Source organism: Vibrio sp. SS-MA-C1-2 (assembly GCF_021513135.1).
Taxonomy (GTDB): Bacteria; Pseudomonadota; Gammaproteobacteria; order Enterobacterales; family Vibrionaceae.
In genome coordinates this window covers 439,178-458,831 of sequence record NZ_CP090981.1, presented here as the reverse complement: position 1 = coordinate 458,831, position 19,654 = coordinate 439,178, and the positions used below count along the sequence as shown (strand labels likewise).

16 protein-coding genes and 1 pseudogene are annotated in these 19,654 nt (G+C 40.9%); 5 read left to right on the top strand and 12 right to left on the bottom strand.

Annotation, left to right across the window (positions count from 1 at the left end):
- Positions 1-73: 73 nt before the first annotated feature.
- Positions 74-988 carry an EamA family transporter RarD gene (gene rarD, locus L0B53_RS06670; protein WP_235061367.1) on the bottom strand — a complete coding sequence of 305 codons (915 nt, stop codon included), beginning with the start codon at positions 986-988 and terminating at the stop codon, positions 74-76.
- Positions 989-1,173: 185 nt separating this feature from the next.
- On the opposite strand from rarD, the gene recQ reads away from it, so the two are divergent.
- The gene (gene recQ, locus L0B53_RS06665; RefSeq protein WP_235061366.1) at positions 1,174-3,018 is read left to right on the top strand and encodes an ATP-dependent DNA helicase RecQ; all 1,845 of its coding nucleotides are present in this window, start codon (positions 1,174-1,176) and stop codon (positions 3,016-3,018) included.
- Between the two features lie 92 nt (positions 3,019-3,110).
- On the opposite strand, the gene L0B53_RS06660 is transcribed toward recQ, so the two are convergent.
- The 3 genes from L0B53_RS06660 to L0B53_RS06650 form a co-directional block, all read right to left on the bottom strand.
- On the bottom strand, positions 3,111-3,965 hold the full coding sequence (locus tag L0B53_RS06660; protein WP_235061365.1) for an ion transporter: 855 nt from the start codon (positions 3,963-3,965) through the stop codon (positions 3,111-3,113).
- 157 nt (positions 3,966-4,122) lie between these two features.
- Entirely contained in the window at positions 4,123-5,628 is a 1,506-nt protein-coding gene (gene glpK / locus L0B53_RS06655) for a glycerol kinase GlpK (RefSeq protein WP_235061364.1), read from the bottom strand.
- Between the two features lie 123 nt (positions 5,629-5,751).
- Positions 5,752-6,591: an MIP/aquaporin family protein gene (locus L0B53_RS06650; protein WP_235061363.1), complete on the bottom strand. Its 840-nt coding sequence runs from the start codon at positions 6,589-6,591 to the stop codon at positions 5,752-5,754.
- A 546-nt stretch (positions 6,592-7,137) separates the two neighbouring features.
- On the opposite strand from L0B53_RS06650, the gene zapB reads away from it, so the two are divergent.
- Positions 7,138-7,380 (top strand): cell division protein ZapB, encoded by a 243-nt coding sequence (gene zapB, locus L0B53_RS06645; protein ID WP_235061362.1) that lies wholly within the window; start codon positions 7,138-7,140, stop codon positions 7,378-7,380.
- A gap of 301 nt (positions 7,381-7,681) precedes the next feature.
- Here zapB and rraA read toward each other — a convergent pair whose 3' ends face one another.
- The 7 genes and pseudogenes from rraA to priA all read right to left on the bottom strand — a co-directional run bounded on the left by rraA (position 7,682) and on the right by priA (position 15,777).
- Positions 7,682-8,197 (bottom strand): ribonuclease E activity regulator RraA, encoded by a 516-nt coding sequence (gene rraA / locus L0B53_RS06640; RefSeq protein ID WP_235061361.1) that lies wholly within the window; start codon positions 8,195-8,197, stop codon positions 7,682-7,684.
- A gap of 234 nt (positions 8,198-8,431) precedes the next feature.
- Positions 8,432-9,337: a 1,4-dihydroxy-2-naphthoate polyprenyltransferase gene (locus tag L0B53_RS06635; RefSeq protein WP_235061360.1), complete on the bottom strand. Its 906-nt coding sequence runs from the start codon at positions 9,335-9,337 to the stop codon at positions 8,432-8,434.
- A 302-nt stretch (positions 9,338-9,639) separates the two neighbouring features.
- Positions 9,640-10,968: an HslU--HslV peptidase ATPase subunit gene (hslU, locus tag L0B53_RS06630; RefSeq protein ID WP_235061359.1), complete on the bottom strand. Its 1,329-nt coding sequence runs from the start codon at positions 10,966-10,968 to the stop codon at positions 9,640-9,642.
- Positions 10,969-10,979: 11 nt separating this feature from the next.
- Positions 10,980-11,513 (bottom strand): ATP-dependent protease subunit HslV, encoded by a 534-nt coding sequence (gene hslV / locus L0B53_RS06625; protein WP_235061358.1) that lies wholly within the window; start codon positions 11,511-11,513, stop codon positions 10,980-10,982.
- A 174-nt stretch (positions 11,514-11,687) separates the two neighbouring features.
- Positions 11,688-12,113 carry an SPOR domain-containing protein gene (locus tag L0B53_RS06620; protein WP_235061357.1) on the bottom strand — a complete coding sequence of 142 codons (426 nt, stop codon included), beginning with the start codon at positions 12,111-12,113 and terminating at the stop codon, positions 11,688-11,690.
- A 255-nt stretch (positions 12,114-12,368) separates the two neighbouring features.
- Positions 12,369-13,373 carry a DNA-binding transcriptional regulator CytR gene (gene cytR / locus L0B53_RS06615; RefSeq protein WP_235061356.1) on the bottom strand — a complete coding sequence of 335 codons (1,005 nt, stop codon included), beginning with the start codon at positions 13,371-13,373 and terminating at the stop codon, positions 12,369-12,371.
- Positions 13,374-13,579: 206 nt separating this feature from the next.
- Positions 13,580-15,777: pseudogene (gene priA, locus L0B53_RS06610) on the bottom strand (primosomal protein N').
- Positions 15,778-16,045: 268 nt separating this feature from the next.
- Here priA and rpmE point away from each other — a divergent pair.
- Entirely contained in the window at positions 16,046-16,258 is a 213-nt protein-coding gene (gene rpmE / locus L0B53_RS06605) for a 50S ribosomal protein L31 (protein ID WP_235061355.1), read from the top strand.
- A 102-nt stretch (positions 16,259-16,360) separates the two neighbouring features.
- On the opposite strand, the gene metJ is transcribed toward rpmE, so the two are convergent.
- The gene (metJ, locus tag L0B53_RS06600; protein ID WP_235061354.1) at positions 16,361-16,678 is read right to left on the bottom strand and encodes a met regulon transcriptional regulator MetJ; all 318 of its coding nucleotides are present in this window, start codon (positions 16,676-16,678) and stop codon (positions 16,361-16,363) included.
- Positions 16,679-16,910: 232 nt separating this feature from the next.
- Here metJ and L0B53_RS06595 point away from each other — a divergent pair, with 232 nt between their 5' ends.
- Positions 16,911-18,071 carry an O-succinylhomoserine (thiol)-lyase gene (locus tag L0B53_RS06595; RefSeq protein ID WP_235061353.1) on the top strand — a complete coding sequence of 387 codons (1,161 nt, stop codon included), beginning with the start codon at positions 16,911-16,913 and terminating at the stop codon, positions 18,069-18,071.
- Between the two features lie 9 nt (positions 18,072-18,080).
- A complete protein-coding gene (locus tag L0B53_RS06590) occupies positions 18,081-19,466 on the top strand; it encodes an aspartate kinase (RefSeq protein WP_235061352.1) in 1,386 nt (461 codons plus the stop codon).
- The last annotated feature ends 188 nt before the right edge of the window (positions 19,467-19,654 follow it).

The following is a 19,654-nucleotide window of genomic DNA, read 5'->3' as shown; positions in this document are numbered from 1 at the left end:
CTGTTCTTTATCGTTAAATAAAAAAGCACCGTAGGGTGCTTTTTTATTATTTGTGAAGATTTACATGTTTTCTCTAGCTTTCAGTTGCTGCTTTGATGTTTTTTCGATTTTTATGACCAATAATGCTGTCACTGGTAAAGACAACAAGTGCCGCGATAATAAAGATAAAGGTGATCCCTTTTTCTACGGTTAATGGCTCGTTATAAATTAGCGTTGCAAATAAGAACATCAAACTTGGACCAATGTATTGGAAGAAGCCTAGCGTTGATAGCTTTAAACGCGTCGCTGCAGCAGTGAAACAGAGTAAAGGCAAAGTGGTAACGACCCCTGCTGAAATCAATAAAATATTGAGCATCATCGGGTTTGCACTAAATTCAGAGGTTGATGAGTGAGCAAAAAAGAACAAATAAATACTGGCGACTGGCCATAAAATCATAGTTTCCAGCAGTAATCCACTTTTAGCATCAATATTGATTTTTTTACGTAGCAAACCATAAAAAGCAAAAGAGCAGGCTAACGTCAGGGCAACCCAAGGCAGTGAACCAAAGTTAATCAGCTCTATCGCCACGGCAATGACGGCTAATAATACCGCGAACCACTGTAATTTTCGTAACCTCTCTCCCAAGAAAATCATTCCTAATAACACATTGATTAATGGATTGATAAAGTAACCAAGGCTGGCATCTAGCATATGATTATTATTAACCGCCCAAATAAAGACTAACCAGTTAATGGCGATCAGAATTGATGAACAGAAAAGAAGCCCGACTTTTTTCGGCTGCTTAAAAACATTGGCAACATGGTGCCAATTTTTACCTATTGAGATAATTAAAATGAGGAAGAAAAAAGACCAGATAACTCGATGGCTTAAAATTTCTAATGCAGGGACTTCTGAGATCGCTTTGAAATAGATTGGCGCAATTCCCCACATTGTATAGGCGCCAAGTGCTAAAAATATCCCTTGTTTGGTTCTATCTTGTTGTTCCATCGTTAATAACTTACATAAAAATAATAGATTGCTAGTATATTGCGGTGTCGTGAAAATAGATAGCGATGAGATCTGACTTTAGGAAGATCTGAACTGTTACTTGGCGCAATAGCCGACTACCGTTACAATGGGCGGCTTATTTTTATTTGCTTACTCTTTTAAACTCTCTTTGATGGTATTTCACTTTGACGACTTCTGCTCTTGATTTAAATAGTACATCGGCGCCAACCAACCCAAGTTTAGATATCTTGCAGACCGTCTTTGGCTATCAAGCGTTTCGTGCAGGTCAACAAGATGCCATTGACCAAGTGACTAATGGCAAGGACAGTGTGGTCATCATGCCAACAGGAGGCGGTAAGTCTCTCTGTTATCAAGTTCCCGCACTGATGAATGATGGATTAACTTTAGTTATCTCACCATTGATCTCTTTGATGAAAGACCAAGTTGATCAACTTAATGCTGACGGTGTTGCTGCGGCGTGTATTAATTCAACCATTGATCGAGATAAGTTAATCGCGACCTATAATGCGATGCATCGTGGTGAATTAAAGCTAGTCTATGTCTCACCAGAACGTGTCTTGATGCGAGACTTTCTTGAGCGGTTAGAGTCCGTACATTTATCGTTAATTGCCATCGATGAAGCGCACTGTATTTCGCAATGGGGGCATGATTTTCGCCCTGAATATGCAGCATTAGGTGAGCTGAAAACCCTCTTTCCTGCTGTTCCGATGATGGCGTTAACCGCGACGGCTGATGATGCAACACGTAAAGATATTATCTCTCGCCTTAAATTGCATGCTCCGCATCTCTATTTAGGCAGTTTTGACCGTCCAAATATTCGCTATACCTTGATGGAAAAGCATAAGCCGATGGCTCAATTGCTCAATTACTTAAAAGGGCAGCGAGGACAAAGTGGGATCATCTATTGCAGTAGCCGTAAAAAAGTTGAACAGATCACCGCAAAGTTAAAAGATAACTATATTGCTGCGGGTGCTTATCATGCGGGATTTCCTGTCGAGGAACGTGCCAAAGTACAAGAGCAGTTCCAGCGTGATGACCTACAAATTGTGGTGGCGACAGTTGCGTTCGGTATGGGAATTAATAAACCCAATGTACGCTTTGTTATCCATAATGATATCCCTCGCAATATTGAATCCTATTATCAAGAGACGGGACGAGCAGGGCGAGATGGTCTGCCAGCTGAAGCAGTGATGCTTTATGATCCTTCGGATATTGGTTGGCTGCGTCGAATGTTAGACGAGAAAGAAGATGGGCCACAAAAGCAGATAGAGAACCATAAACTCAATGCAATGGGCGATTTTGCTGAAGCCCAAACTTGTCGTCGTCAGGTATTACTGAACTATTTTGGTGAATACCGCGAAAAGCCTTGCGGTAACTGCGATATCTGTCTTGATCCGCCACGGAAGTTTGATGCAACAGAACAGGCACAAAAGGCACTCTCTTGTGTCTATCGTGTCAATCAAGGTTTCGGGATTAATTATGTGGCTGAAGTGCTGCGAGGCATGAATAATCACCGTGTTCGCGAACTCGGACACGATAAACTCACCACTTATGGTATCGGCAAAGAGTATAGTCATGAGCATTGGGTGAGTATTTTACGTCAATTGGTTCACCGGGGCTTTTTAGGGCAAAACATCACGCGCAATTCAACTCTACAATTAACAGAAGAGGCTCGTCCTCTACTACGTGGTGAATTGGCATTAGAACTTGCTGTGCCAAGGTTAAGCGTGACGCCTCGTAGTAGTAAAGCCGATAAAATGGCCAATCGTCGCTATGACAAAAAGCTGTTTGCTAAATTACGTCAATTACGAAAAGCGATTGCTGATGAAGAAGATCTCCCACCGTATGTGGTCTTTAATGATGCAACCTTGATGGAGATGGCCGAGATGCTACCGATGTCTGAAGGCGAAATGTTAGCGGTTAATGGTGTAGGTGAACGAAAACTTGAACGTTTTGGTGGCCCTTTCCTTGATATGATTGAAGAGCATTTATTGGCGGGGCGTCAATAGCGTTCTATCCCTTCTTACTTGAAGTTGCTAGGTTGTTGGCTCCCTTCGTTTACCGACTAGCAACTCCAATTATTTTAACTAGAATTCAGCTTTTATTTCAAACTGTTATCCCCATCTATGACTCGGTTGTCTGGCTCAGCAAGTTCGCTACCACAAAATTTACAATAAATGGCATCTGATTCATGACCTGATTGATTACAATTGGGACACTTAACTAACTCTTTATGGACGTTCATCTCATTGTTTATCTGAGCCGTAATTATCCCCGTTGGTACGGCTAAAATGGAGTAACCCAGCAGCATAGTAAGCGATGCCAACCCTTTTCCTAGTGTCGTTTGTGGCACAATATCACCATAACCTACGGTGGTAATTGTCACTATTGCCCAGTAGATACTTTGAGGAATACTGGTAAAGCCATTCTCCGGCCCTTCTATAATAAAAATTAATGCACCAAAGATAGTGACTAAAATCCCAACGGTACTAAAAAAGATTAGAATTTTACGTCGAGCTAATAACAGTGAGCGTAGTAGGAGGTTTGAATCTTGTAGATAACGAACCAGCTTAAGAATTCGAAATATTCTCATGACTCGTAGCAGTCTGATGACGCCCATAAATGCGGCATCAGGGAAGATGATAGCGATATAAGTTGGAAGTATTGCGAGAAGATCAATCCCTCCGTAAAAGCTGGTGGCATAAGCTTTCGGTTTTGGTGAGCAGTAGAGTCTCAATAGATATTCAATGGTAAAGAGTGCAGTAAAAGTGTACTCAATATAGTGTAATTCGGTTGACCAATTAGCGACGACATTAGGTAGTGATTCTAGAATTAAAATCACTAAAGAGCTAACAATAGCGATAATTAAAGCGATATCAAAAATACGACCAGATCGAGTATGAGTACCGAAGATAATGACATAGAGTTGATGCTTTAAACGTTGATTTTTTAACATGAAGTATGGACTTTATAAGGGCAGCTATTTAATAGGATAGTAGAAGACGATTTTATTTCTTGTTCCAGAGTCGAAAAGAGGAGAGAACTAAGCATTTTAAATACTTATTCTCTCCGGTGTCGATTATGCTTTTCTTGATACTACCGCATACTTTGCTTTAAGATTTTTTAGACCAAGATTGAACAGCATTAACTGCACGAAGCCAGCCGTTATAGCGTTCTTGGCGTTTATCGTCATCTTCAACGGGAACAAATAAAGTATCAATTTCCGCATTATTCTTTAACTCATCTATATTTTGCCAAAAACCAACAGAGAGACCAGCAAGATAAGCGGCACCAAGAGCGGTTACTTCGGTGACTTTCGGACGAACAACTTCTGTTTTTAATAGATCTGATTGAAACTGCATTAAGAAGTTATTGGCAACGGCACCACCATCGACATTTAATTGGGTGAGTTGGATACCAGAGTCTGCCTGCATTGCATCAAGTACATCTCGAGTTTGATATGCAATACTCTCCAACGTTGCTCGAATAATATGGTTCGCATTTGATCCTCGTGTTAACCCTAAAATGGTTCCTCTGGCATAAGCATCCCAATAAGGCGCCCCTAATCCGGTAAAAGCGGGAACCACATAAACGCCATTCGAAGAGCTGACTTTATTGGCAAAGTATTCTGAATCTTTGGCATCAGTGATTAATTTCATCTCATCGCGCAACCATTGGATAGAAGCGCCACCCATAAACACCGCCCCTTCTAGAGCGTAAGCGACTTCACCTTTTTCATCGCAAGCCAGAGTGGTGAGTAATCCATTTTGCGAGGTGATTTTCTCCTTTCCGGTATTCATTAATAAGAAGCAACCCGTGCCGTAAGTGTTTTTTGCTTGTCCAGCCTCAACACACATTTGACCAAAGAGCGCCGCTTGTTGATCTCCCGCAATGCCTGAAATTGGGATTCGCGTGCCACCTTTGCCCCCAACATTGGTTTGACCGTAAACTTCAGAGGAGGATTTAACTTCTGGCATCATAGAGGGTGGAATGTTTAATGCGTCTAAGAGTTTTTGGTCCCATTGTAGGGTATTAATATTAAAGACCATGGTGCGAGAAGCATTGGTATAGTCGGTGACATGTACTCGCCCTTGGGTCATATTCCAGATTAACCAAGTATCGACAGTACCGAATAGCAAGTCACCTTTTTCTGCTTTATCGCGGGCACCTTCGACGTTATCTAAAATCCATTTTATTTTTGTTCCCGAGAAATAGGGGTCGACGACTAATCCAGTATTCTCTTGGATATAATTGGTTAATCCCTGTTTTTTTAGCTGCTCACAAGTTTCTGCGGTACGACGACACTGCCAAACAATCGCATTATAAATTGGTTTTCCTGTGGTTTTATCCCAAACAATTGTGGTCTCGCGTTGGTTGGTGATACCTATACCTGCAACTTGATAAGCTTCTATTCCTGCTTGTGCCATCGCCTCAATTAAGGTGGCACTTTGTGTTGCCCAAATCTCCATCGGGTCATGTTCAACCCAGCTTGCTGTTGGATAAATCTGAGTAAACTCACGCTGTGCTGTGGAAATGATATTGGCATCGTGATCGAGGATTACGGTGCGAGAACTGGTTGTTCCTTGGTCAAGTGCAATAATGTATCTTTTATCAGTCATAACAAAATCATCCTTTATAAAATTATGGATCTATCTCTAAATTGGTTTTTATCCCTTTGCTGCTCGAAGTCACTAGATTGTTGATTGCGTTTGTTCGCCGACGAGTTATTCCAAAGGCATAACTTATTGAGTGGCTTGTTGCTCATCACATTGATTAGGGATCGTGCACCCTCCTTTTTTAGGTTGATATTGACCAACAAACTTCGGATAAGCCCATGCTCCAAATGAGGCACCAGCGATAGGACCTAAAATTGGAATGATAAAGTAAGGGATCGATTTCCCACCACTTAATGCGCTGTCCCAGCCGGCAAAGAAAGCAAAAAGTTTAGGACCAAAATCACGAGCAGGATTCATGGCAAAGCCGGTTAGGGGCCCTAATGATCCGCCAATGACCGCAATAAGAATACCGATTAGTAATGGATTTAATGGGCCTCTAACTGCCCCATTATCATCATCACCTAAGGCTAAAATACCAAACATCAATACCATGGTGATCACAAATTCAACCGCAAAAGCCCCAAAAAGTGAAAGAGCTTGATGTGGATAGGTTGAGAAGATTCCAGCGGTAGCTAAACCGTCTATGCTGCCGCGAACAATATTTTCGGTGGCTTCAAATTCAGCAAAGAGAGAGCTATAAAGAGAGTAGATGAGTGCCGCAGAGCAGAAAGCGCCAAGTAGTTGCGAGCCAATATAAGGAAGGACTTTGTTACGATCAAAGCCATGAAATGCAGCTAACGCAATCGTGACGGCAGGATTGATATGTGCTCCTGAAACCCCAGCGGTACAATAAATGGCAATGGCGACACCAAGCCCCCAAATAATACTGACTTCCCATTGACCAAATTCAGCACCGGTTAATACCAGGGCAGCGACACAGCCAACGCCAAAAAATATTAATAATGCAGTGCCGATAAACTCGGCAATACACTCGCCAATAAGTGTTCTTTTCTCTATCTTATTCATATTAATTCCTTTAATTATTATAAATAAATATTATTAAATCAGTTGCTTATAATTCCATCTTGGCTAGGGTAGAGAAAAAGTGCGCGAACGAAATTGATCATCATCACTTTGCGAAAAATTTAAGATTAAAGGGAGGTGTTTATTTTTTCTTCTGTGAATGGTCTCGAGAAATAAGAACTTTTAATTAATCAATTGGGGCTAAATGAGGCGTGATTTAATATCAATATTTAAATAGAAAATAATAATTGAAAATTTGGTAATAGAAATGTCAGTAAATAGTCATTTTTATCTTAAAGAAAGTTCACTATCATTTAAATATTGGTAGTATACTTCAATGAGATAGATGCTTTTTGATGTTCACCTCTCTTTTAACAGGATGTATTGGTGAGCATATTAATTTATGTTTTCTTGATTGAAGGTTTCGCGGTGTTAGCCTCAACGATTCAGTCATTGAAGTCTAAGTTGAGTATTTATCTCGATGGTATTGAAGTGGGATTAATAAAAATCCTTTACTGTGAATTGTTGAAGTTATTCAGGTGATAGATTATGACTTTTGAAGTATTAGAAAAATTGGAAACAAAAGTGCAAATGGCAGTCGATACCATAGCACTACTACAAATGGAAATTGAAGAGCTCAAAAGTGCAAACGAAGAGTTAGTGCAAGAAGCTGGCGCGCTGCGTGAAAATAAAACTCACTTAGAGCAATCCAATGCAGAGATGCAACAAGAGCATGCAGCATGGCAAGATCGCTTACAAGGTTTGCTAGGTAAAATGGCTGACGTTGAATAAACAGACTCTTTTCACTTAAGAGTATAACGCTATCTCGTATTTAGAGGGCGTTACTCACTCTCTGGATGCGGAGTCGAAGTGCTCACTAAAGTCTGAGTGATACAAAAACGGAGCCAGTTGGCTCCGCTTGTTTATCTATACTTCCACACTTGAAGCTACTAGGTTGTTGACGTCTCTCGTTCGCCCCAATCATATAGTACACCTATACTAATAGAGTCGTACTCGCTTTCCGCCTACTAATAACTCCAATTGTTTTAAGTCTACTTACTTATCTATTTGTAATCAGTGGTACCAATGAAGATTATTCTTCTTCATCTGCAATGTTATCTTCTTCATCGCTATCTAGCGCATCAGGAGAGAGGATAATACCCGTGGAGTCCGCATAAATAAAATCTTCAGGAAGAAAGGTTACGCCACCGAAGTTAACGGGAACATCGACTTCACCGACACCATTTTGGTCTGCTCCTACCGGAATAGAAGTGAGTGCTTTAATGCCAATATCAAACTCGTCAATAAAATCAACTTCTCGAACACAGCCGTAAATCACCAGCCCTTCCCAATTATTGTCCATGGCTAACTGTGCTATATCAGCATCAACAAGTGCACGACGCAATGAACCACCGCCATCGACCAATAAAACACGCCCTTCACCATCTTGGTTTAAGGTTTCATTGAGTATGAGGTTATCTTCAAAGCATTTAATGGTGGTGATCTGTCCCCCAAAGGACGTTCGACCACCAAAAGAGCTAAACATGGGCTCAACCACATCAACTTGGTCAAGATAGATATCACAGAGTGCCGAGGTATTATATTCCATAAACTCACTTCTTATTGTTGCAAGAGAATGCGATGAATGTATATACCCTTCATACTTGAAGATGCTCGCTTGCTGACGGCTAGCAACGCCAATTATTTTAGGTATAGTAAAAGTATAACCTTGCTACTCTGCTTTTCAATGCAAACACTGTGGTTACTCTACATTAATCACATTGATTCTATTTGATGGTGCAATAATCGTTGAACTTTGGTGATCATTTCAGTGAAAAGAAGGTTAAATACTAAGAACCAGCCCGATAGAAAATAAGATATTAGTGATCAATGCACACTTTACAATGACTCCCATCATCGGTCGGATTGCTTCTCCGTTTGTTGATTGGTATACCGCTCGGCCATGCTTTATCAGCATTGGAATTGCAAAAATAAATAGCCAGCCAATCGGTGAATGGATCTCTATTATTGCAAATAAGGCCAAACAAATAACGGCAGTTGAGAGTAAAATAACGTGGTATTTACGTCCCCAGGTTGGCCCCATTCTGACGATTAAGGTCATTTTCCCACAGGTTTTATCGTTATCAATATCTCTTAAGTTATTGATGTTAAGTACTGCAACGGCTAATAATCCGCAAGCTGTCGCGGGTAAGATAACCGACATATCAACATAACCTGTGTGTAGGTAATAAGTCCCTGCAACACCAAGCCAGCCAAAGAATATCAGAACTGAAATATCCCCAAGCCCTCGATAGCCATAAGGTTTAGTCCCCATTGTGTAAGTGATGGAGGCGATAATGGCAAAAACCCCCAACAAGATAAAACCGAAGATATCTGTTGGATTAGAGAAGGCTAAGCTAATTAGATAGAGACCACTGATGATAGTCAGCACGATCGTAAAGGCAATGGCTTTTTTCATCGAAGTTTGAGTAATCAAGCCGGATTGAATTGCACGTTGTGGGCCTAGGCGATCATCATTATCAGTTCCTTGAACTGCATCGCCATAATCATTAGCTAAGTTTGAAAGGGTCTGGAGCAAAATTGCAGTAATCAGAGCCATGATTGCGATGGAAAGAGAGAAGTGAGCTTGCCAAGCAGCGATAGCACTGCCGGTAATAATTGAGGCAATTGCAAGAGGCAACGTTTTTGGTCTTGCGGCATCAAGCCAGATAGCGAATGTTGATTGCATAAGATCTTTTCTCAAAAAATTAATAGCGGGTATTATTGTTATTTTTGACCTAATGAGCAAATTTAGCGAGAAAATAACCCATTTTTATTGAAAAAAGTGATAAATAGTAAGAATTACAGGATAAATTAGTAAAAAATCATAATATTTCAGGACTTATTATGAAGTTAGGCGCATAAAAAAATGACATGTTTATGATCTATATCAATCATAACAACATGTCATTTTTATTAATCGTCCTTTTAAATGATAGTTAAGTGGTAAATCACCACTTAATTCAGTTAAAAAACCCCAATATAATTAAATTAAAGAATAAAGCGACTGAGATCCTCATCTTCAACTAATTCGCCAAGTTGCTTCTGAACATAAGCGGTATCGATAGTGATCGTTGAGCCACTTTGCTCTGTTGCATCGAAAGAGATCTCTTCCATTAGACGTTCCATCACAGTATGTAAACGACGAGCACCGATATTCTCTGTTTTCTCATTTACTTGCCAAGCGGCATTGGCTAAACGTTCAATGCCGTCTTGAGTAAATTCAATATCAACATTTTCAGTCTGCATTAGGGCTTGGTACTGCTCCGTTAGTGAAGCATTTGGTTCAGTTAAGATACGTTTAAAGTCGTTGCTGGTTAGTGCTTCTAACTCAACACGAATCGGTAAACGACCTTGTAATTCAGGAATTAAATCTGATGGCTTGGCAACTTGGAAAGCGCCTGAGGCGATAAACAAGATATGGTCTGTTTTCACCATGCCATGTTTTGTCGAAACGGTACAACCCTCAACAAGTGGCAATAAGTCGCGCTGCACACCTTCACGAGAAACATCACCGCTATTGTTCGATCCTTTACAGATCTTATCAACTTCATCCAAAAAGACGATACCGCTATTTTCTACTGCATCGATCGCTTTTTCTTTTAGCTCTTCTGGGTTGACTAATTTCGCAGCCTCTTCTTCTGTTGCCAGTTTCAACGCCTCTTTTACTTTTAGCTTACGTTTTTTAGTGGTATCGCCAGATAGGTTTTGGAACATCCCTTGAAGTTGGTTGGTCATCTCTTCCATACCAGGAGGCGCCATAATCTCAACACCGACTTGTGGTGCTGCGATGTCCATTTCGATCTCTTTATCGTCTAGTTGGTGCTCACGTAGCTTTTTACGGAATGCTTGACGAGTGGCAGAGTTAGTATCGCTTTTCTCATTCTTTCCCCATGCATCACGTGCTGGTGGAAGAAGCGCATCAAGAATACGCTCTTCGGCATTCTCTTCTGCGCGGAAGCTCATTTTATCCATCTCTTGTTGACGGATTAGTTTAATCGCTGAGTCGGTCAGATCACGAATAATCATCTCAACTTCTTTGCCGACATAACCGACTTCGGTAAATTTTGTCGCTTCTACTTTTATAAATGGTGCATTTGCTAATTTGGCTAAACGGCGAGCTATTTCAGTTTTACCCACACCGGTTGGACCGATCATTAAGATGTTTTTAGGGGTGACTTCTGCACGAAGTTCAACGGGTAATTGCATACGACGCCAACGGTTACGCAGCGCGATAGCAACGGAACGTTTAGCGTTTGCTTGACCAATAATATGACGATCAAGTTCGTGGACGATTTCTCTCGGAGTCATTGTAGACATATTGGTAAACCCTATTTTTGGTTGCTATCGAGTTCTTCGATAGTTTGAGTATGGTTAGTGAATACACAGATATCACCGGCAATTTTTAATGCTTTTTCTGCGATAACTCGCGCATCTAATTCGGTGTTTTCTAATAATGCCATTGCCGCTGCTTGGGCGTAATTACCACCTGAGCCAATCGCAATAAGATCGTGCTCTGGCTGAACAACATCGCCGTTACCTGTAATGATGAGAGAGGCCGTATGATCGGCAACCACTAACATCGCCTCTAGTTTACGAAGCATGCGGTCGGTTCGCCATTCTTTGGCGAGCTCAACCGCCGCTTTAGTTAGATGACCTTGATGCATCTCTAACTTGCGTTCAAATAGTTCGAATAAGGTAAATGCATCCGCTGTTCCGCCAGCGAATCCAGCTAATACTTTGTTGTTGTAGAGACGACGAACTTTACGCGCATTGCCTTTCATTACCGTGTTGCCAAGGGAAACTTGCCCATCACCTGCAATGACCACTTTGTCATTGCGACGTACAGATACAATAGTAGTCACGAAATAACCTCACTCTTTTTTCTGGTGGAATCCAGCTTTGTCTATAACTGTAAGATTGGGGCAATGTTGAATATTTCAATGGCAACAGAAAGGAGAAATAAAAAATGGAGCAATTAATGCTCCATTTATTCGCTTATTTAGTCAAACTAATCTTTATGGTGGTTCGATTTTGAGTTAATCCCATTCCCAATACCAAATAGCGCAGGGGGTGATTTTTGCTCGTTGCAGTGTGTGGCGATCCTGCTCAGCCTTACGCTTTTGTGGGTATGGCCCTAAAATAATACGATACCACGTTCCCTTTGTGCCAGTGCTGGCTTTAACTTGACTGTTTAATCCTTGGAAGGCGATCATTGCTTTACGTTGTTCGGCTTGATCTTTGGATTTATAAGCGCCGCATTGCATCAAATAACGATGGGTGGAGCCTGTCTTATCGACCGCTTCTACTGTCACTTCTTTGTTTTCTAATTCTTCAATGTAGCTCCACTTTTCAGTCGGCTTGGGTGGTAAATTGTCACTCTCTTGTCGGCTTGGTTTGGGTTTAGATACCTCTTTGACAGGAACAGGGGTATCCTCAATCTGTGGTGCTGGTGATTGAGTCAACGAATAGAGCCCATAACAAAAAAGGGAGAGGAGAATAACAGCGAAGAGAATAAATTTGATCGAGACTCGACGTTGTGTTGCGACTTGCTTCTTTTTAGCGCTACTTTTTTTGTGGTAGTTTTCTTTTTTGCACGACCACGACGTACATAATCTTTAGTTGCCACTCAGCTTTAACATATCTTATCGGTAGTGTGATTTATCTAATAATAGTCATTTATATCGATACTGACTAGTGCCGATATAAATTAAATATCATTAGCTTATCGGAGTTGATACACTTTCTCGAATCACTAATTGAGCATCTAATAAACGAGATCCTTTACTCACCTCTTTTCCTTGTAGGATATCCAGTAACATTAACATGGTTTCTCTACCGATATCGTATCGAGGTTGTGATACTGTTGTTAATGCTGGCTCGCAATACTCAGCAAAAGTAATGTCATCGAAGCCGATAATGGAAAGCTCTTCAGGAATTTTAATACCAAGTCTTTTTGCTTGCTGCATTGCACCAATGGCCATCATATCATTGTGACAAAATAGAGCGGTTGGTGGCTCGGGAAGTGTCAATAATGTTGATGCAGCGTGAGCACCTGAAGCAAAACTGAAATCACCTTCAAAAATATACTCTGGGTTTGGTGTAATACCGTAACGATGAAGTGCTTGCTCATACCCTTGATGACGGAAATGGGAAAGAGAGGCAGAAGATGCCCCCATAATCGTCGCAATACGTGTGTGACCTTTTTGAGTGAGATAATTAACAGCTTCAAATGCTGCGGTTAAATTATCGATATGAACGGTTGGGATCTCCAACTCTGGATTATATTCACAAGCCATCACCAGTGGTGGATAGTTTTTTTGCTCAGGCTTGCTAATGTCAAAAGGAAGATCTGAACCAAGAAGTAACATCCCATCAGCTTGTTTCGTATAAAAGAGATTTGCAAAGGCGTTATCTTTGGTGGTGTGTTGGCTACTGTCACCTAATAAGACTAAATAACCATGATCCATCGCTGCATCTTCAATACCACGAATAATCTCACTAAAGTAGGGATCACAGATGTCAGGGATAAGTGCAAGAATAGTTTTTGATTCATTACGGCGTAGGTTACGGGCTAATGAGCTAGGAGAATAACCCGTATTAATTACCGCTTGCTCTACTTTATGTCGGGTTGATGTTGAAACTTTATCTGGATCCATTAATGCTCTAGATACGGTTGCTGTTGACACGCCAGCTACCTGTGCAACATCCTTCATTGTCGCCATAATTATCATTCCTCTATATATAAACCTGCATAATAAGCCCACATTTAATATGGTTGTTTTATGTGCTATTGAAACACCATACTAACAATTGTCGATAATTCTAAACATGAATTGCTTAACATAACGTCAATTTTTGATGTGATCCCGATCTCGTTATAAAGAAATTATTAATTTTTTAATATGTGAAATATTTTATTTTCAGTAACTTAGCTCATATCTTGTGGATCGATATCAATCGTCCAGCGTACTTTTTTAGCTAAAGGAAGCAAACTAATCGCAGGCTTAGCGCTGGCAATGATTTGCTGCATTTTTGTTCTGTTAGGGGTTTGGAGGATCAGTTGCCAACGATATTTTCCTGCCCGACGCGCTAATGGGGCTGGAATTGGACCTAATACGGGCGTATTAACATCGTATAACGGGTGACTTTGAAAGATCCCTTTGATTTGCTGTAAGAGTTGCTCAACACTGTCACTGTCATTTGATTCTGCTCTAAAAAGTGCCAGTTGGACGTAAGGTGGCAGCATTGTCTGCTGTCTTTCTTGTAGCACGGTTTGGCTAAATGCAGGATAGCCTGACGTTAATAGTGTCTGTAATAATGGATGTTCAGGTTGATGAGTCTGCAGTAATACGGTTCCTGGTTTGCTGGCTCTTCCTGCACGACCGGCCACTTGAATAAAGAGTTGAGCTAATCTTTCTGGTGCTCTGAAATCGCTACTAAATAGCGCGCTATCTACATCAATTAAACCGACTAATGTAACGTTGGGAAAGTGGTGACCTTTTGCTAGCATTTGTGTACCAATCAGGATCTGATACTCATTATTATGAATCGCATTGAGATGGCTTTCTAACTCTCCTTTACGGCGAGTATTATCTCTGTCGATACGAATCGTTTTATATTCAGAGAAAAGCTCATTCAGTTGTTGTTCTAACTGCTCTGTCCCGACACCTACAGGCTGTAATTGTGTTGAACCACAGCTACCACACTGGTGCATAACAGGGCGTTGAATACCACAATGATGACAGCAGAGTTCACGATTATGTTGGTGATAAGTGTAGTGAGTATCGCAACGTGGACAATCTGCAATCCAACCACATTCATGACAGATAATCGTCGGTGAATAGCCTCGACGATTTAAGAACAACATCACTTGATTACCGGCATTAAGATGTTTTCTCATTTCAGCCAACATAGGTGCAGAAAGCCCAGCTTGAAGATAGAGACCTTTGACATCGATGATCTGATAAGTAGCAGCAATCGCATTTCCGGCGCGTTGTGATAAAACTAAGGAGTGATATTTACCTGTTTGAACATTATGTAAGGTTTCAATACTCGGCGTTGCTGAGCCTAAAATAATAGGAACTTTATGCTGGTTAGCCCGAAATACTGCCAGATCTCGAGCATGATAACGTAGGCTATCTTGTTGCTTGTAAGAGCTGTCATGTTCTTCATCGATAATGGCGATACCAAGGTCAGCAAAAGGAACAAAGAGGGCAGAGCGAGTACCTAATACTATTCCAACTTGATTATCTCTGGCATCTAACCAAGCTTGAAAACGTTCGGTATCATTTAAACCGGAGTGAATAACGGCAATTGGCACATTGAATCTGCGCTGAAAGCGACTAATGGTTTGCGGTGTTAAGCCTATCTCCGGGACTAATACTAACGCTTGTTGACCTTTTGCGAGCACAGACTCAATGACATTAAGATAAACCTCTGTTTTCCCTGAACCTGTCACACCATCTAATAGATAACAAGCAAAACTGTTTTGTGCATTGATGGTTGCGACCGCTAATGATTGCTCGTGGTTTAACCTTGGTTTCTCTTCTGTAACAGCAAGGTACTTATGCCATTGACAATCGCTAGCCGCTTCTGAAAAAGACTCAACCCATCCTTTTTTTCAACAGCCTTTAAAGTAGCGGTGCTGATCTCCTCTTCTATCAACTGTTGATGCTCAACGGGACGATTGGCCAAACGAGTTAAAATAGCCACTTGTTTTGGCGCTCTTTTTAGTGCGGTTAATGGTTGTTCTCTGCCTTGTTCTGTTAATCGCCATAAACGAAGCGAACTGCGTGTGGCAGGTTTCCCTTTTTTAAGATAACTCGGAAGTGCATTGGCAAAGGTTTCACCTAAAGGGTAGTGGTAATAATGACTTGCCCAACGCAAAAGAGAATAGAGCTTTTCTGGCCAAATAGGTTGTTGATCTAATGCGTCAATAATGGGTTTTAGCTTATCAAGGGAGAAATCACTTTTATCATCAACCGCAATGACAATACCAACCAACTTTTGTCGTCCAAATGGCACTAATACTCGTCCACCAATGACTGTAGAAAGATGTTGGGGAATTAAGTAATCAAAGTTGCGATCAAGAGGTACAGGTAGAGCAACATGGGCGATATTGGGCATAAAAAATATGGCTACCTAACAGTCAATAAAAGTGAAAAAAGTAGGGTATTGTATTATCTCTTTTATATTAACAGAGATAAATTAAGGTGAAACCGGTAAATAAGTCATTAATCGTTAAGATAGGGAAATAAAAAGCAGTAAAATAGTTGATCGAAATTGAGCAATTGATTACAATCCTGCGCCTTACATATTGTAAATTTTTTTAATGACGTACGGTGTCCGGCTTTGGATCGGAAGAGCGGTACGGCCTTTATATTGAGGTAACACCATGAAAACAGGTATCCATCCTGAGTACACTGCAGAAACTGCAAAATGTTCTTGCGGTAACACATTTGAATTCAACACTACTCTAGGTAAAAGCATCAACCTAGACGTATGTGACAAATGTCACCCATTCTACACTGGTAAGCAACGTGTTGTTGATACTGGTGGCCGTGTTGATCGCTTCAACAAGCGTTTCGGTATGGTTGGTAAAAAGTAATTTTACCCGAATACATAAAAAAAGGATGCTGATGCATCCTTTTTTTTATCTGTCATTTAAGCGTTGAGTCGTTAGTTGTTCAAGATCTGGTACTAAGACTAATTATTCGTTTGTATCTGTATCGAGTAATCCCATTTCATTCATCATATTTTTTGCTTCTGCTGGAAGGTCTTCAATACGATCTTTACGAATATCATTATCCGTTGGCAAAGGTTGTCCGGTGTAGGCGTGAAGAAAAGCTTCACAGAGCAGCTCGCTATTGGTTGCATGGCGTAAATTATTCACCTGACGACGTGTGCGCTCATCCGTTAATATCTTCAATACTTTTAATGGAATTGAAACAGTGACTTTTTTTACCTGCTCGTTTTTCTTTCCATGTTCCGCATACGGGCTAATATATTCGCCATTCCATTCAGCCATGTTACACCTTCTCTACAATCATTTGGGTTACTTGAGGCAATTTCGTCCAGATAACGATTGCCATTTTTTCGATATGATGAATTTTAACGGTATTTCTCGCTTTAAGCAAAGACATATAGACGTCTAGATTGTTGACGGTTTAAATAAAGCTGGTAATGTTATGTTTTACTCTTTAATTAGGGTAATTTATTTTGAGTATATTAATATTTTATTAATGAGGAAGGGATAACTCATGAAAGAGAAAAAACTAGCGACTATTGCCGTTCGAACCGGTATTGAATCTGATACGCAACATAACGCGGTTGTTCCACCTATTTACTTGAGCTCTAACTATAGTTTTCCTGAGTTTGGTTCTGTTCCTCAGTATGATTATTCACGCTCAGGTAATCCAACCCGTACCTTATTGGCTAAAACCTTAGCTGACCTTGAGCAAGGCGACGGTGCGGTTGTGACCAATTGTGGTATGTCTGCCGTTAACTTGGCAGCTTCGTTACTCTCTGTTGGCGATCTTATTATTGCGCCGCATGATTGTTATGGCGGAACTTATCGTCTGTTTGATGTCAGAGCAAGAAAGGGTGATTTTAAGGTTCTTTTTATCGATCAGAGTGATGAAGAGGCGTGGCAACAAGCATTGGCACAAAACCCAAAGATGATCTGGTTAGAAACGCCCTCAAACCCGCTGTTACGTGTTGTTGATATTGCTGATATCTGCCAAAAAGCGAAACAATTAACTGATTGCCGAGTGGTGGTTGATAACACGTTCCTCTCTCCGTTATTGCAACAGCCATTAACTTTAGGGGCGGATCTAGTTGTTCACTCCACAACAAAGTACATTAATGGTCATTCAGATGTCGTGGGTGGTGTGGTGGTTTCTAAAACGCCTGAAGATACTGAACAGCTAATTTTTATGGGTAACTGCATTGGCGCAACCAGTTCACCATTTGACTCATATTTGACACTACGTGGTATTCGAACCTTAGCCGTGAGAATGAGAGGTCATGAAGAGAATGCCGCTAAAGTTTTAACTTTGTTAGATCAACACGCTTTGGTCGAAAAAGTGTATCATCCAAGTATAGTGACGCATCCTGGCCATGAAATTGCGAAAAAACAACAAACGGGTTTTGGTTCAATGATAAGCTTTGAGCTTAATGGCAGCGAAACACAATTAAAAACATTTATCTCTGAGCTGAAATTATTTTCACTGGCTGAATCATTAGGTGGTGTTGAAAGTCTGATTGCTCATCCACGTACCATGACGCATCGTGCTATGTCAGATGAAGCTCAAGAAGAAGCTGGATTGTCACCAATGCTGCTACGCCTCTCTGTAGGTTTAGAAGATGGTGATGATTTAGTGGCAGATTTAACTCAAGCATTAAATAAAGCAATTCAATAGGACAAAACCATGCTAACTGAATCTACGATATTGTCTCAACCTACCGCAACCAGAGAGCTGCATAAGTTTGGTGGCAGTAGCCTTGCTGATCCTATCTGTTTTCAGCGTGTTATCTCTATCTTGACTGAGTTCTCGACTAGCGATGATCTTATCGTAGTTTCAGCTGCTGGTGACACCACTAATCGTCTGCTTGCATGGTTAGATACGCGTATTGAACACCCTGATCTTGCTGAGCAGCAATTAACTCAACTCTATGAATTCCAAAAGGGTTTAATTGAGCAGTTATTGCCGATTGAGCAAGCGAAAGATCTCACTACTCGACTACAGAGTGACATTACCGAACTGAAAAGTTATCAGAATCGCGCACTTTCTGAATCAAAAACCGCAACGATTATTGGGTTTGGTGAATGCTGGTCTGTTCGATTGTTGAGTGCATTACTTAATGTAAATCAACTTCCTGCGACGACGTTAGATTCACGACTCTTCTTACGTGCTGAGAAAGCGGTTCAGCCTGAGGTGAATCGTGGGTTATCTTGGCCTCTATTGATGGAGCAATTGACTCAGCATCATGGCCATCGAATTGTGATTACGGGCTTTATGGCGCAGAATCAAGCGGGAGAAACGGTACTTTTAGGACGTAATGGTTCTGATTACTCTGCTACGGTTATTGGTGCATTAGCTGAGGTCTTAAAAGTGACGATTTGGAGTGATGTTGCCGGCGTTTTCAGTGCCGATCCACGCAAAGTGAATGATGCTTGCCTATTACCGTTATTGCGATTGGATGAAGCGAATGAGTTAGCTCGCTTAGGCGCTCCTGTCCTTCATCATCGTACATTACAGCCTATTGCCCAAAGCACGACAGATTTAATGCTGCGCAGCAGTCATCGTCCTAATGTTGGCTCAACGAAGATTGAAAGAATATTAGCCAGTGGATGTGGGGCGAAAATAGTGACGGCATTAAATAATATTGCGGTGATCGATATTCAAATTCCTGAAAGTCACGATTTCGCCCATAATAAGATAGAACTAGAGCAGTTATTAGCTCACCATCAACTTTCTCCTTTAGTGCTGCATACCGATGAACAACAACAGGTTATCTCTGTCGCTTATAAGCAGGATTTAATGGCGAATGTGCACGATATTATCGTAAAAAGCAGTATTGATGGCGAAGTATCTATAAAAGAGCAGTGTGATCTTATTGCGATTGTTGGTGCGGGGGTGAGTAAGAATGAGCACCACTGCCACTTCTTTTATCAGCAGTTAGCCCAAGAGTCTGTCGACTTTATCGCGATGAGTGAAACTGAATTAAGTCTGATTGCCGTACTATCAACGAGTGATACCGATCGTTTAGTCTCTCATATTCATTCTGCGGTATTTCAAGCAACAGCAGACTAGTCGATCTTATTATTTAGGGTATCGACTACTGATGCTCTTTAATCGTAGTTTTAAAAACAGAGTGATTGTTAAGGATATTAATCATCTTTGTTATTTTTATTATCAATGAGCATTGACATCCTCTCTACATCGCGTAATGTTGTAGCCATATAGACGTCTAAAATGATTTGTAAGGACGTTGGCATTTC